The sequence below is a fragment of the Streptomyces sp. R11 genome (assembly GCF_041051905.1).
In the GTDB taxonomy this organism is placed as follows: Bacteria; Actinomycetota; Actinomycetes; order Streptomycetales; family Streptomycetaceae; genus Streptomyces.
Window position 1 is genome coordinate 1,001,969 of the sequence record NZ_CP163432.1, and the last position, 13,840, is coordinate 1,015,808.

Below are 13,840 nucleotides of genomic sequence, written 5' to 3' on the forward strand. Positions count from 1 at the left end.
GTCACGGGGGCCTCGGTGTGCCCGTGCGGGATCAGCCCTTGCGGGTCTTGATCTCCTCGGTCAGGGTCGGGACGACGTCGAAGAGGTCGCCGACGACGCCGTAGTCGACCAGGTCGAAGATCGGGGCCTCGGCGTCCTTGTTGATCGCCACGATCGTCTTCGAGGTCTGCATACCGGCGCGGTGCTGGATCGCGCCGGAGATGCCGGAGGCGATGTACAGCTGCGGCGAGACCGACTTGCCGGTCTGGCCGACCTGGTTGGTGTGCGGGTACCAGCCGGCGTCCACGGCGGCACGCGAGGCGCCGACGGCCGCGCCGAGCGAGTCGGCGAGGGCCTCGATGATCGCGAAGTTCTCGGCGCCGTTGACGCCACGGCCACCGGAGACCACGATCGCGGCCTCGGTCAGCTCCGGACGGCCGGTCGACTCACGCGGCGTGCGGCCGGTGACCTTGGTGCCGGTCGCCTGGGCGGAGAAGGACACCGACAGGGCCTCGACCGCACCGGCGGCCGGAGCGGCCTCCACGGCGGCCGAGTTCGGCTTGACCGTGATGACCGGGGTGCCCTTGGAGACACGGGACTTGGTGGTGAAGGACGCGGCGAACACCGACTGGGTGGCCACCGGGCCCTCGTCGCCGGCCTCGATGTCGACGGCGTCGGTGATGATGCCGGAGCCGATGCGCAGCGCCAGACGGGCGGCGATCTCCTTGCCCTCCGCGGAGGACGGGACCAGGACGGCGGCCGGGGAGACGGCCTCGACGGCGGCCTGAAGGGCGTCGACCTTCGGGACGACCAGGTAGTCGGCGTACTCGGCGGCCTCGTGGGTGAGGACCTTGACCGCGCCGTGCTCGGCGAGCGAGGCGGCGGTGTCGGCGGCGCCGTTGCCCAGCGCGACGGCGACCGGCTCGCCGACGCGGCGGGCCAGGGTCAGCAGCTCCAGGGTGGGCTTGCGGACGGCACCGTCCACGTGGTCGACGTAGACGAGAACTTCAGCCATGGGATTGCTCTCCTGCGGATTGCGAAGTCTGAGGGGCGGAAGGGGTGTTGAGCCTCAGCGGGCCGACGGACCCTTAGATGAACTTCTGGCTCGCGAGGAACTCGGCGAGCTGCTTGCCGCCCTCGCCCTCGTCCTTGACGATCGTGCCGGCGGTGCGTGCCGGACGCTCGGCCGCGCCGTCCACGACGGTGTACGCACCCTCCAGGCCGACCTCCTCGGCCTCGATGTCGAGGTCGGACAGGTCCCAGGACTCCACCGGCTTCTTCTTGGCCGCCATGATCCCCTTGAAGGAGGGGTAGCGGGCCTCGCCCGACTGGTCGGTGACCGACACGACGGCCGGCAGGGAGGCCTCGAGCTGCTCGGAGGCGGCGTCGCCGTCCCGGCGGCCCTTGACCGTGCCGTCCTCGACGGAGACCTCGGACAGCAGGGTGACCTGCGGGACGCCCAGGCGCTCGGCGAGCAGGGCCGGTACGACACCCATGGTGCCGTCGGTGGAGGCCATGCCGGAGATCACCAGGTCGTAGCCGGCCTTCTCGATCGCCTTGGCCAGCACCAGCGAGGTGCCCAGGGCGTCGGTGCCGTGCAGGTCGTCGTCCTCGACGTGGATCGCCTTGTCGGCGCCCATCGACAGCGCCTTGCGCAGCGCGTCCTTGGCGTCCTCCGGGCCCACCGTCAGAACGGTGATCTCCACGTCGTCGTCGGAGTTCTCGGAGATCTGCAGCGCCTGCTCGACCGCGTACTCGTCGAGCTCGGAGAGCAGACCGTCCACGTCGTCCCGGTCGACGGTCAGGTCATCGGCGAAGTGCCGGTCGCCAGTGGCGTCGGGCACGTACTTCACGGTGACAACGATCCTCAAGCTCACGCCGGCTCTCCTACTGCGTCGACATTTCTCTGCTGCCTACTTGCAGGCAGCATAGGCGCCCCAAGCGGCCGTTCCCGTTCGGGGCGACTCGCGCTCCGAGCGAAATATTACTCGTCAGTACACCCAGTTCATTCCCGCTAAGCAAGCGCTTTGAACTGTGACCTTTGCAACGCAGCGTAATCGGAAACCGACGGCTTCGCAGAACCGTGGGCAGCCGGTTCCGTCACATCGGTGCGGTGAGGTCAGTCACGCAGGCCGTTGAACCGGCCCTGGTGGTACAGAAGCGGACGCCCGGGCCCCGATGAATCACCCAGGACAACCTCCGCCAGCACGATGCGGTGATCGCCGGCCGGCACGCGTGCCACGACCCGGCACACCGTCCAGGCAAGGACGTCGTCGAGGACGGGGACGCCTTCCGGGCCCTCGCCCCAGGCCGTGGGCGGGCCGAAGCGGTCGGCGCCGCTGCGGGCGAAGGTGGCGGCGAGCTCCTGCTGGTGCTCGCCGAGTATGTGGACGCCGACGTACTCCGTCGCGGCTATCGCCGGCCAGCTGGACGCACCGGTGCCGATGCCGAAGGAGAGCATCGGGGGATCCGCGGAGACGGACGTGACAGAGGTGGCGGTGAAGCCGACCGGGCCCGTCTCACCGCGGGCGGTGATCACTGCCACTCCGGCGGCATGCCGCCGGAAGACGGAGCGGAGCAGGTCGGGAGAGGCGAGCTGAGGGGTACCGAGGCCGGACGTGGCCGTCATGGAGTTGTCCTTCTGCGAGGGGAGGCGTGGCGATCCGTGGGTGCTCAACAGCCCGGACAGCGCGCGCTCGCGGTGCGGGCCAGATCGACGTGGGCCCGTACGAAGAGAAGGAGTTCCTCAGGCATAAGGTCAGGCTGACGATAGGTGGTACACACAGTCAAGTGGGTTCCGGGATGTGGGAGATGACTCACCCTCGGCCTCACAGCCCCTCAGACCGCTTCGCCCAGCGCCGCGATCACATCCGCCTTGCGCGGCTGACCGGTGGCCCGCCGTACGACGTTTCCGGTGGCGTCGAGGACCAGCACGGTCGGCGTCTTGAGGATGTCGAGGCGGCGTACGAGGTCCAGGTGGTCCTCCGCGTCGATCTCGACGTGGGTCACGCCCGGGACCATGTCGGCGACCTCACCGAGCACGCGCCGAGTGGCCCGGCAGGGGGCGCAGAAGGCGCTGGAGAACTGCACGAGGGTGGCGCGCTCGCCCAGCGCCGCGCCCAACTCGGCCGCGCCGAGCCGCTTTCCGTCATCGCGCCCGCGCACCCGTACTCTCCCGCTCCGCCGCCGCTGCAGCACTCCGTAGGCACTCGCCACCGCGAGCACCACCACGCACACCACCAGTCCGGTCATCACCCTGCTCAAGCGTTCACGAGACTGCAAAGATTCCCGACTCCCCGGAAGCCTTTCCATTGCGGAATGCTTGATTCATGGACATTGATGTGAGGGGGCCGCGCTTCGGGGCGGCCGTGACGACCGTGGTGCTTGCCGTCGTCCTGGTCACCGGAAGCGCCTGGCTGCTGGCCTGGCAGACCCTGGCGTTCGCGCTGGGCGCGGCGGGCGGGGTGGGTCGCTCGCCGTACGGCTGGCTGTTCCGCACAGCCGTACGGCCCCGGATCGGCCCACCGACCGACTTCGAGGCGCCGGAGCCGCCGCGGTTCGCCCAGGCGGTCGGGCTGCTCTTCGCGGGCCTCGGGCTGGTCGGGTACACGCTCGGTCCGGATTGGTTGGGACTCGCCGCGACCGGAGCCGCGCTCGCGGCCGCGTTCCTGAATGCCGTCTTCGGGTACTGCCTGGGCTGCGAGACATACCTGTTGCTGCGCAGAGTGACGGTGCGCGCCGAGTAAAGGCGGCACAAAAGCCCGAGGTGGATCACGGGTCGACGTGACGAGGATCTCGCCATTCCCAGGCACTTGGGCTTGGCCCTCGGCCGTTCTTGGGGCACGATCTGCGACAAGCCGTAAACCTACGGCTGCGTAACTTTTCCACTGGGAGCCTCCTTACCCAGGCAGAGAAGGAAGGGTCCACCCCGTCCATGGCAGAGCTTGTCTACCGTCCCGTCGTCGGTTTCGCCCAGGCGTTGTTCAAGGTGTGGGACCTCAAGATCGACTGCAAGGGATCGGAGAACATTCCGCGCTCGGGCGGCGCCGTGCTGGTGAGCAACCACATCAGCTACCTGGACTTCGTCTTCAACGGCCTGGCGGCGCTCCCGCAGAAGCGCCTTGTGCGCTTCATGGCGAAGGAGTCGGTGTTCCGGCACAAGATCTCCGGCCCGCTGATGCGGGGGATGAAGCACATCCCCGTGGACCGCAAGCAGGGTGAGGCGGCGTACGCCCACGCGCTGGACTCGCTGCGGTCCGGAGAGATCGTCGGGGTCTTCCCCGAGGCCACCATCTCGCCGTCCTTCACGCTGAAGAGCTTCAAGTCGGGTGCCGCCCGGATGGCCCAGGAGGCCGGCGTGCCGCTGATCCCGATGGCCGTGTGGGGCACACAGCGCCTGTGGACCAAGGGCCACCCGCGCAACTTCAAGCGCAGCCACACCCCGATCAACATCCGGGTCGGCGAGGCGATCGAGGCTTCCAAGGACAAGTACGCGGGCGCGATCACCCGCCAACTGCGCGAGCGCGTCCAGGAACTCCTGGAAGCCGCCCAGCGCGCCTACCCCGTCCGCCCGAAGGACGCGGACGACACCTGGTGGATGCCGGCCCACCTCGGCGGCACGGCACCTACGCCGGAGCAGGTGCGCGAGGCCGACGCCCGCTGACGCCGGAGCGCCCCGCGTCCTCTCGAACCGAGTCCGCGTCCTCCGCCGCTCCCGCCGTCTGGACGCCCGGTCGGCCCACGGCTACGGTCGCCGTACCGGGCCGGAGTCCGGGAAAGGGGGCCCGAGCTGCGTGCTTGCCGAGGTCGCAGCGGGAGTGATCGTCGAAGCCGTCGTCAGCATCGCGCGCTGGCTGAGACGCGAGACCGCAGGCGCGGATGACGCCCAGCAGGCACTGCTCCGCTGGTTCGACACCTATCAGCTCTCACCGGCACGAGGGGCCGCTCCTGCGCTGCCGGACGGTGTTCCCTCCGGTCCGGTGCAGGACTTCCTGCGTGGCGACGACAGCCAGGCGCTGATGCACGAGTTGATGGCATCGCGCCTCACCGACGCGCCTGAAGCCGGGATCGCGAAGCTCCGTGCTGCGTACGCGTCCTGTGCCCGGGCAGCGCTGGCCCCTGACCTCGCGGAGGCCGGACTCGAAGACTCCGAGATGGTGGCGGGCAACCTCGCAGAAGCCTTCTTCAACCACTGCGACCTGGAAATCGCCGGGCTTGTGGGCCAGTTGGGCAACTCCGACACCGCCCTGCTCGACCGGATCCGTCAGGAGGCGTTCTCGGCTCGAATCGTCGCCGTCCTCGGGGCCATCGAACGGCACACACACGCCCTGTCCTTACGGGACTCGAGCTGCTTCGCAGCGGACCAGGCGTTCGTCGCGGCCTACCGACGGCAGGCTGCGTTCGCCCACGGGTCCCTGGAACCACCCGACTTCGAGCGGCGACGACGTGTGCCGATCGAGGACTTGTATGTGAGTCCCGGCATCACAAGGCTCCTGGAGAACCGGGCCGCACAGGACGACGCGCCCACCCTCACTCTGACGGATCTGCAGCGCGCTCTCGACCGGACGGTCCTGCTCGGTGACCCCGGCTGCGGCAAGTCCACCGCCTGCCAGGTCCTCCTGCAGCGGCAGGCGGCCGACCTCCGGGCGCCGGTGCCCTTTCTCGTCGTCCTGCGCGAATTCGCCCTCACCGATCCGGACAAGCGCTCCGTGGTCGATCACATCGAGTACCGCCTGGAAACGTACTACCAATGCCCCGCACCGCCGGGTGGCGTCGACCGCCTCCTCCTGAGCGGTGCGGCAGCCGTGGTCTTCGACGGTCTCGACGAACTGGTCGACACCACCCGGCGACGGGAAATGACCGAGATCGTCGAGCTCTTCTGCGCCAGATACCCGCTCGCGCCCGTTCTGGTGACCTCCCGGGCCGTCGGGTACAACGAGGCGCGCCTCGACGACCGTCTTTTCGAGTGCTACCAGCTCGGGCCATTCGGTGCGCAGCAGAGCCAGGAATACATCGAGAAGTGGTTCGCGCAGGAGGAAGGAACCGCAGAAGACGCTCGGCACAGCACCTCCTGCTTTCTCGCCGAGAGTTCCGGGCTGACTGACTTGTGTGCCAACCCGCTCATGCTGGCTCTCATGTGCATCCTCTACCGCGGTACGGGGTCCCTTCCGCGCAATCGTCCCGAGGTGTACGAACAGTGCGCGTCGCTGCTGTTCCGCAAGTGGGACGTTCGCCGCAGGATCCAAGTGGAACTCTCGATGGCGCGTCTGGTAGAGCCCGCCCTGCGGCATATCGCCTTCTGGCTTTTCACCCGAGAGGGCAACGCCGCAGCGGTGGCAGAGCGCGAACTTGTGGACCGTGTCGTGGAATTCCTGGAGCAACGCGGCTATGAGGACCATGCGGAAGCGAGGGTGGCGGCTGAGCAGTTCGTGGCATTCTGTCGAGGACGCGCCTGGGTGTTCAGTGACGTCGGCACCAACGCGCGGGGCGAGAGCCTCTACACGTTCACGCACCGCACGTTCCTGGAATACTTCGCGGCCTCCCATCTCGCGAGCACGAGTGACACACCGGAAGTGCTCGCGCGGCGCTTGGCGCCGAAAGTGGCCCGCCAGGAGTGGGACGTCATGGGCCAGCTGGCCGTGCAGATGAAGGAGCGCACGACCGAGGACGGGGCGGCGCGCGTGTTCACGGCGCTGATCAGCGACCGCCGCCGCAGGTCGACGACCGGCCGCGGAAATCTGCTCGCGTTCCTCTCACGTTGCCTGACCTGTGTGGATCCGCCACCGAGCATGGTGCGGCGGCTGACCCGGGCGACCATGGACCATCTCCTGCTCGGGGATCCCGAGACGGAGTTCAGCGACCCCTTGGCTGCGCTGCTGCGCAGCAGCTGGGACTCCCGCGAGGTGGTCACGGACGAACTGACCCAGGCCATCGCCGAGGCCGTGGCATCAGGCGACCCCACGCGCAACCGGGCGGCACTGCTCGTGGCCGGCTATGCCGGGGCCGCATTCCGCGGTGCCTACTCGTCCTCCACCCATGCACACTGGGAGGACTTCTCTCGGCAGATGATCGCCCAACATGCTGCGGCGTTACTGGCGGTCGCCCCCGATCACATAGGCCTGATGGACGTCTGCCTCGGCCATGGCCTGACCGACCTCGGTGACTGTTTCCGGCGCTGCGACCTTGACTTCGGCTCGCTCTGCCGGGGCTGGCGGATGGGAATCTTCAGTCCTGGGGCCTGGTATCCCTACGCGTCCCGCTGCGTGTTCATCCTCCTTCTCGGAACCCAGGGATGCCGTCCGCCGTTCGAGACAGCTGTGCGGGACTGTGCCGCCGTCGGCGCATGGTTGGTCCACCATCCCGAGCCGCCCTGGACGGACCACGCCGACGACGTGTCGGCCTTCCTGGTCACCATCGCCCGATCCCTCTCCGTGCGAGAGGGGCCGTGTATACCCGACCTCACCCCGGAAAGCCATCTCGGGGCCTCAGCGATGCTCCTCACCTCCCTGGAAGCCAGCCGCGAACCTCCCATCGAGCAACTCGTCCCGGAGCTCGGCCCGCTCGCGGACCTGGCCGCATACATCCGGGCACGCTACGGCGATGACAGAGCGCATCTGCCCGATCTCCCCGTTCCGGACAGGTTCCGCGACGTTCTGCGGGGCTGGGCCCGTCGTGAGGTGAACTTCGTGCGCCAGACATGACCGAATCCGGGCAGGCGGTCAGATCGCCGACTGCCCCTACCGGACCGTGATCTGCGCGCCCGGGCTGAACTTCTCCAGCAGGTCGGCGAGTTCGGCTGCTGCCCGCTCGACCTCGGCGACCGGCATCGGCGACAGACTCTCCAGGAGGAAGATCCCGGAGACGGACTCCTCGGTGAGCCGGGTGCGGGGGCCCTGGCGCCAGTTCCAGCGGCGGCAGGTCACGCCCGCGTCGTCGCGCCACACGACCTCGCCCGCGTCCGGGTGCTCGACGATCTCCTCGCCGCCGGCGACGGTCACGAAGTCCTCGTCGCCGGTGGCGCGCACCAGGCGCATGCCGCCCTCGATGTGGTCGATGTCCTCGCCGCCGACGGGGATGAGATGGGCGACGCTGATGGCGTTGTACAGGTCCACCAGCAGGTTGATCCGGGGCAGTCCCGCCTCCGACAGCGCCCTCTTGGCCAGCGCCTCCGCGGAGTTGCGGGTCCGGGACGGCTTCGACCCGAACGCCGTGTAGATCTCGCGCCAGGCCGCCATGTGCGGGTCCTCGTGCGGAGCACGCCCGTCCAAGCGTACGGCGAGCCGGCGGGCCGCCTCGTCCAGGAGCTCGGCACTCGCCTCGGTACTCGGTCCGTTGACCAGGCCGTGCGCCTCGACCGCCACGTGGGTGAAGCCGGGTGCCAGGGCGCGCACCTCGTCGGAGACGGTCAGGGTGAGAGTCATGGTCCGCCTTGTCTCGGGGTTCACAGTGCGGTGGGCAGGGTCTGCCACAGGTACGGCCTGTCGGGGGCGGCCTCGAGGGCATCGAGCACGGCCGGGTGCGGTGCAGCATACAGGACTGGATAGTCCATCTCATTGGACGCCGGATCGGGCGTGAAGGCCAACCGCTCACAGTCCAGCGAGAACTGGGCGTCCACGCCGGGCTTGTTTCCCCGCGGATCCTGCCGATGCCAGGCACCGTTGAAGCGCACGGCGACCAAGCCGTGCACCACCTCGAACTTCTGGTAGCACAGCGCCGTCGGGATGTCCTCGGCGCGCAGCAACGCGGCCAGCGCGTGGGCCTTGGCGTAGCAGATGCCGGTGCCCTGTTCCAGGACGTCGGAGGCGCGCCAGGTGACGCGGGGGTCGCCGGAGTCCTGCGAGTGCGGGATGGCGTCACGTACGAACTCGAACGCCGCGTGCGCATATTCATACGAGCCCGCGGCGCCACGGGCGAGCCTTGCAGCCGTCTCGCGAACGAGTGGATGGTGATGGTCGATCACCTCGTCAGCAGCCAAGTAGGCGGAGAGGGCGGCGGTTTGCTGGATCATCCGCATAAGAGCAGAGCATAGGCGGAGGCATTGACACCGGCAATCAACTTACTGCCTAATGCATAGTCATGCATAGCCCGGCTGGTCCGCTTCCGTCGCCGCCAGAACGGCCGAACATCGCCGCAACCAGACCAACGGGTACAACCCCTCCCCCGTGCCGCCGGTCTCGCTCACCGACCGGTCATCAACAAGGGGGAGTTCATGAAGCATCGACTGCTCGCAGCCGCGCTCGCCGGCGGGGCCCTGGCCGCGGTCGGGGTCGGGCCCGTGCACGCCGCCTCCGATCAGCTGTGGATCAGTGTGTCGTCCGAGACAGTGTTGCCGGGGCCCGACGCGGACGGCGCGGCGTCCGAGCGCATCCTCGATGTGCTGATCACCCACGACAACAGCGAGAACGGGGTGCCGGCCGGCCAACTCACCGTGGATGCGGGCGAGATCGCCTCCTTCGCGCGGGTGTCGTGGCCCGCCAACTGCGTGCCCGAATCGGCCCTCAAGGCGGTCTGCGACTTCCCCGAGATGCCGGTGGGGACCGACAGCGTGGCGGCAGCCCGGCTCGGACTCCGCGCGCTGCCGGACGCCGACCTCAGCGCGTCCGGAAACGTGCGCCACTCGGCCACCGCCGGGGAGCTGACGGCAGTTCCGGCGGAGACCCGGATCACCCTGGGCGACGGCCCGGACCTCGGGCTCAGCCAGGCCGAGCACCAGCGGGACCTCACGCCCGGCACGAACACCCAGGTGCGGGCGACGGTCGCCAACAACGGCAACCGCACCGTGGACCGCACGCTGCTGTCGATCTACTCGTCGTACGGCCTTCGGTTCAAGGAACGGCACTCCAACTGTGAGTACCGGGACCACGCCATCGGTACGTTCGCGCTGTGCGTGCTGGACGAGGCGGTGGCTCCGGGCGAGCGGTACGCACTGACGACCGCCCTCCATGTCGGGCGGAACGCGCTGTACGAGCGGTTCGACCACTCCGTACTGCCGTATTCGGACAAGGCACTCGAAGAGGCCCGGGGCGGCGAGACGTGGACCCCGGGCACGGGCCACGAGCTGAACCTGCGCTCCGTGGCGGCGCAGCGGGCGGCCGGCGAAGAGGACCTGGATCTGTCGGACAACTACCGGACCGTCATCCTCGACGCCAGGAACACCGCCGACCTGAAGCTCACCGGCAGCAAGGTGCGCGGGACCGTCGGGGACACCGTGACCGCGCGTGTCACCGTGCACAACCGCGGCCCGGCATGGGTGGCCTCGCTGGGCGTCGGCGCGGCCGTCGCCACCGTGCGGTTCCAGGCGCCGGAGGGGACGACGGTCGTAGGCCTGCCGGAGGACTGCGCGACCGCGGAGCCGCCCGAGGAAGGGGCTCCCGTGACGGCCTATCTCTGCCGGACGCCGATCCACCTGCACGACAAGGCGTCCCACACCTTTGCGGTGCAGTTCCGGATCGACCAGGTGGTGCGCGGGGCACGCACCACCGTCGAAACCCTCAACGACGATCCGGAGCTGTCCATCAGGAAGTTCGACCCGAACCTGCGCAACAACAGCGCCGCGATCGTCGTCAACGGCTGATCGGTGCCGAGGGAGGAGAAGGCCTAGCGGGCCATCTCCTCCTTCAGCGCCGCCACGAACGCGTCCACGTCGTCCTCGGCGGTGTCGAACGCGCACATCCAGCGCACGACGCCCGCCGCCTCGTCCCAGAAGTAGAAGCGGAACCTCTTCTGGAGGCGCTCGCTCACGTCGTGCGGGAGCTTGGCGAAGACGCCGTTGGCCTGCACGGGGTAGAGGATCTCGACGCCGTGCACGGCGCGGACGCCCTCGGCGAGGCGCTGGGCCATCTCGTTGGCGTGGCGGGCGTTGCGCAGCCAGAGGTCCTTGGCGAGGAGGGCCTCCAACTGCACCGACACGAAGCGCATCTTGGAGGCGAGCTGCATGGACAGCTTGCGCAGGTGCTTCATGTGGCTGACGGCGTCCTGGTTGAGGACGACGACCGCCTCGCCGAACAGGGCGCCGTTCTTGGTGCCGCCGAGCGAGAGGATGTCGACGCCGACCGCGTTGGTGAACGTCCGCATGGGCACGTTCAGGGAGGCCGCCGCGTTGGCTATCCGCGAGCCGTCCAAGTGCACCTTCATACCGTGCGCGTGGGCGTGGTCGCAGATCGCGCGGATCTCGTCCGGCGTGTAGAGGGTGCCGAGTTCGGTGCTCTGGGTGATCGAGACGACCTGGGGCATCGCCCGGTGCTCGTCCTCCCAGCCGTACGCCTGCTGGTCGATCAGCTCGGGGGTGAGCTTCCCGTCGGGCGTGGGGACGGTGAGCAGCTTGAGGCCGCCCATCCGCTCCGGCGCCCCGCCCTCGTCGACGTGGATGTGCGCGCTCTCGGCGCAGATCACCGCCCCCCAGCGGTCGGTGACCGCCTGGAGCGCGACGACGTTGGCGCCGGTGCCGTTGAAGACCGGGAACGCCTCGGCGGTGGCGCCGAAGTGACTGCGGACGATCCGCTGGAGGTTCTCGGTGTAGTCGTCCTCGCCGTACGCGACCTGGTGCCCACCGTTGGCCAGGGCCAGGGCGGCGAGCACCTCGGGGTGGGCACCGGCGTAGTTGTCACTGGCGAAACCGCGGACGTCCGGGTCGTGATGGCGACGGGCGTCGGTCTTCGGAGGGTTCACGGCTTCTCGGTCAGCCACAGGCGCTTTCCGTTCACTTCGGTGGCGGGCTTGTCCCAGACGCCGACGACGGCATCGGCCAGGTCCTTGACGTCCGTGAAGCCCGCGAACTTCGCGTTGGGGCGGTCGGCGCGCATCGCGTCGTGCACCAGCGCCTTCACCACCAGGATGGCAGCCGCGGACGTCGGCCCCTCGGGGCCCCCGGCCTTGCGGAAGGCGTCGGCCAGCGCGAGCGTCCAGGCCTCGGCGGCGGCCTTGGCGGCGGCGTACGAGGCGTTGCCCGCGGTCGGCTTCGAGGCACCGGCGGCGCTGATCAGCACGTACCGTCCGAGCTCGCTGCGCTGGAGACCCTCGAAGAAGGCCAGCGAGGTGTGCTGCACGGTGCGGATCAGCAGCAGTTCCAGGAAGTCCCAGTCGTCGAGACTCGTCTTGATGAAGGTCTCGCTTCCGCGCCAGCCGCCGACGAGGTGGACCAGGCCGTCGACGCGGCCGAAGTCCTTCTCGATGCGGTCCGCCCAGTCGCGGGTGGCGTCACGGTCGAGCAGGTCGACCGTGTCCCCGACGACGGTGGCGCCGCCGTGCGCGTAGCTCGCCGCGTCCACGGCCTCGGCGAGCCGCTCCGGGTCGTTGTCCGAGCCGATGACGGTCGCGCCCGCCTCGGCCAGTCGCAGCAGCGCCGCCTGCCCGGCAGGTCCACCCGCGCCGGCCACCGCGATCACCGCACCGCTGAGAGCTCCGTTCCCCGCCATCTTCTTCGCCTCCTGCTGAGCTGTGTTCTCGGTGCCGCGGTCGCTCACGCGGCGATCCGCTCGGCGCTGTCCGCCGTGATGCCCTTGGTTGAGGCGATCACGTTCTTGAGTTTCTTGGACAGGGCCTCATAGAACATGCTCAGCGGAAACTCGTCCGGAAGCACGTCATCGACGAGCTTGCGCGGCGGCAGGCTCAGGTCGAGGGCGTCGGGACCCTTGGCCCACTTGGAGCCCGGGTGCGGGGAAAGGTATCCGGAGACGAGCTCGTAGCCCGCGAACCAGTGGACGAGCTTCGGGCGGTCGATGCCGTCGCGGTACAGGGTCTCGATCTCGGCGCACAGCTGGTTGGTGACCTGCGGAGCACGGTCCCAGTCGATGTGCAGCTTGTTGTCGGTCCAGCGGATGACGTCGTGCTTGTGCAGGTACGCGAAGAGGAGCTGGCCGCCGAGGCCGTCGTAGTTGCGCACGCGCTCGCCGGTGACCGGGAAGCGGAACATGCGGTCGAACAGCACCGCGTACTGCACGTCACGGGCCTGCGGGACGCCGTCGGCCTGGAGCTTCACGGCCTCCTTGAAGGCGGTGAGGTCGCAGCGCAGCTCCTCCAGGCCGTACATCCAGAACGGCTGGCGCTGCTTGATCATGAACGGGTCGAAGGGCAGGTCGCCATGGCTGTGGGTGCGGTCGTGGACCATGTCCCACAGCACGAAGGCCTCCTCGCAGCGCTTCTGGTCGTGGACCATCGCGGCGATGTCCTCGGGCAGGTCCAGGCCGAGGATGTCGACGGCGGCGTCGGTGACGCGGCGGAAGCGGGCTGCCTCGCGGTCGCAGAAGATGCCGCCCCAGGTGAAGCGCTCCGGGGCCTCGCGCACGGCGATCGTCTCGGGGAAGAGCACGGCGGAGTTGGTGTCGTAGCCGGCCGTGAAGTCCTCGAACTTGATGCCGCAGAACAGCGGGTTGTCGTAGCGGGTGCGCTCCAGCTCGGCCAGCCACTGCGGCCAGACCATGCGCAGCACGACCGCTTCGAGGTTGCGGTCGGGGTTGCCGTTCTGCGTGTACATCGCGAAGACGACGAGGTGCTGGAGACCGTCCGCGCGGTTCGCGGCGGGCTGGAAGGCCAGCAGCGAGTCGAGGAAGTCGGGCACCTGGAAGCCGCCCTCGGACCAGCGGCGCAGGTCCTTCACCAGGGCCTCGTGGTAGGCGGCGTCGTGCGGCAGCAGCGGGGAGAGCTCCACCACCGCGTCCACGACACGCCGTACGGCGGCCTCGGCCTCCGTGCGCTCGGGCGCGCCCTCGGCTTCGAAGTCGATCGACCCGTCCTTGGACTGCCATGGCCGGATCCGCTCCACGGCATCCTTGAGCACGGGCCACGCCGGGTGCTCCACCACCCTGGTCACAGGAGGAACCTGCTCCTCCGTAGCCGTCTGCACAAGAATTTCCGTCATGTCTCA

General features: G+C 69.1%; 13 protein-coding genes. 4 read left to right on the top strand and 9 right to left on the bottom strand.

Going from position 1 to position 13,840, the window contains the following annotated elements:
• Positions 1-31 precede the first annotated feature (31 nt).
• The 4 genes from AB5J55_RS04610 to AB5J55_RS04625 form a co-directional block, all read right to left on the bottom strand.
• Positions 32-994, bottom strand: a complete 963-nt coding sequence (locus AB5J55_RS04610; RefSeq protein WP_369269416.1) for an electron transfer flavoprotein subunit alpha/FixB family protein — start codon at positions 992-994, stop codon at positions 32-34.
• A 73-nt stretch (positions 995-1,067) separates the two neighbouring features.
• A complete protein-coding gene (locus tag AB5J55_RS04615; RefSeq protein WP_328883406.1) occupies positions 1,068-1,856 on the bottom strand; it encodes an electron transfer flavoprotein subunit beta/FixA family protein in 789 nt (262 codons plus the stop codon).
• A 242-nt stretch (positions 1,857-2,098) separates the two neighbouring features.
• Complete coding sequence (locus tag AB5J55_RS04620) at positions 2,099-2,608, bottom strand: flavin reductase family protein (protein ID WP_369269417.1); 510 nt, start codon at positions 2,606-2,608, stop codon at positions 2,099-2,101.
• A 209-nt stretch (positions 2,609-2,817) separates the two neighbouring features.
• Positions 2,818-3,231 (bottom strand): TlpA family protein disulfide reductase, encoded by a 414-nt coding sequence (locus AB5J55_RS04625; protein ID WP_369276091.1) that lies wholly within the window; start codon positions 3,229-3,231, stop codon positions 2,818-2,820.
• Positions 3,232-3,308: 77 nt separating this feature from the next.
• Between AB5J55_RS04625 and AB5J55_RS04630 the strand changes: the two genes are divergently transcribed.
• The 3 genes from AB5J55_RS04630 (at position 3,309) to AB5J55_RS04640 (ending at position 7,679) form a co-directional block, all read left to right on the top strand.
• A complete protein-coding gene (locus tag AB5J55_RS04630; RefSeq protein ID WP_369269418.1) occupies positions 3,309-3,725 on the top strand; it encodes a DUF4395 domain-containing protein in 417 nt (138 codons plus the stop codon).
• A gap of 188 nt (positions 3,726-3,913) precedes the next feature.
• Positions 3,914-4,642: a lysophospholipid acyltransferase family protein gene (locus AB5J55_RS04635; protein ID WP_369269419.1), complete on the top strand. Its 729-nt coding sequence runs from the start codon at positions 3,914-3,916 to the stop codon at positions 4,640-4,642.
• Between the two features lie 130 nt (positions 4,643-4,772).
• On the top strand, positions 4,773-7,679 hold the full coding sequence (locus AB5J55_RS04640) for an NACHT domain-containing NTPase (RefSeq protein ID WP_369269420.1): 2,907 nt from the start codon (positions 4,773-4,775) through the stop codon (positions 7,677-7,679).
• Positions 7,680-7,715: 36 nt separating this feature from the next.
• Here AB5J55_RS04640 and AB5J55_RS04645 read toward each other — a convergent pair whose 3' ends face one another.
• Entirely contained in the window at positions 7,716-8,399 is a 684-nt protein-coding gene (locus tag AB5J55_RS04645) for a B3/4 domain-containing protein (protein ID WP_369269421.1), read from the bottom strand.
• A gap of 20 nt (positions 8,400-8,419) precedes the next feature.
• Positions 8,420-8,992: a transglutaminase domain-containing protein gene (locus AB5J55_RS04650; RefSeq protein WP_369269422.1), complete on the bottom strand. Its 573-nt coding sequence runs from the start codon at positions 8,990-8,992 to the stop codon at positions 8,420-8,422.
• A 195-nt stretch (positions 8,993-9,187) separates the two neighbouring features.
• Between AB5J55_RS04650 and AB5J55_RS04655 the strand changes: the two genes are divergently transcribed.
• Positions 9,188-10,552, top strand: coding sequence for a hypothetical protein (locus tag AB5J55_RS04655; RefSeq protein ID WP_369269423.1), 1,365 nt, complete (start codon positions 9,188-9,190; stop codon positions 10,550-10,552).
• A gap of 23 nt (positions 10,553-10,575) precedes the next feature.
• Here the strand turns inward: AB5J55_RS04655 and AB5J55_RS04660 are convergent, their stop codons facing one another.
• The 3 genes from AB5J55_RS04660 to AB5J55_RS04670 are packed head-to-tail and all read right to left on the bottom strand — an operon-like array spanning position 10,576 to position 13,834.
• Complete coding sequence (locus tag AB5J55_RS04660; protein ID WP_369269424.1) at positions 10,576-11,646, bottom strand: low specificity L-threonine aldolase; 1,071 nt, start codon at positions 11,644-11,646, stop codon at positions 10,576-10,578.
• Positions 11,643-12,392, bottom strand: coding sequence for an SDR family NAD(P)-dependent oxidoreductase (locus tag AB5J55_RS04665; protein ID WP_369276092.1), 750 nt, complete (start codon positions 12,390-12,392; stop codon positions 11,643-11,645). Before AB5J55_RS04665 ends, AB5J55_RS04660 begins: the two co-directional genes overlap by 4 nt.
• A 44-nt stretch (positions 12,393-12,436) precedes the next feature.
• Complete coding sequence (locus AB5J55_RS04670; protein WP_369269425.1) at positions 12,437-13,834, bottom strand: DUF6421 family protein; 1,398 nt, start codon at positions 13,832-13,834, stop codon at positions 12,437-12,439.
• Positions 13,835-13,840: the final 6 nt, after the last annotated feature.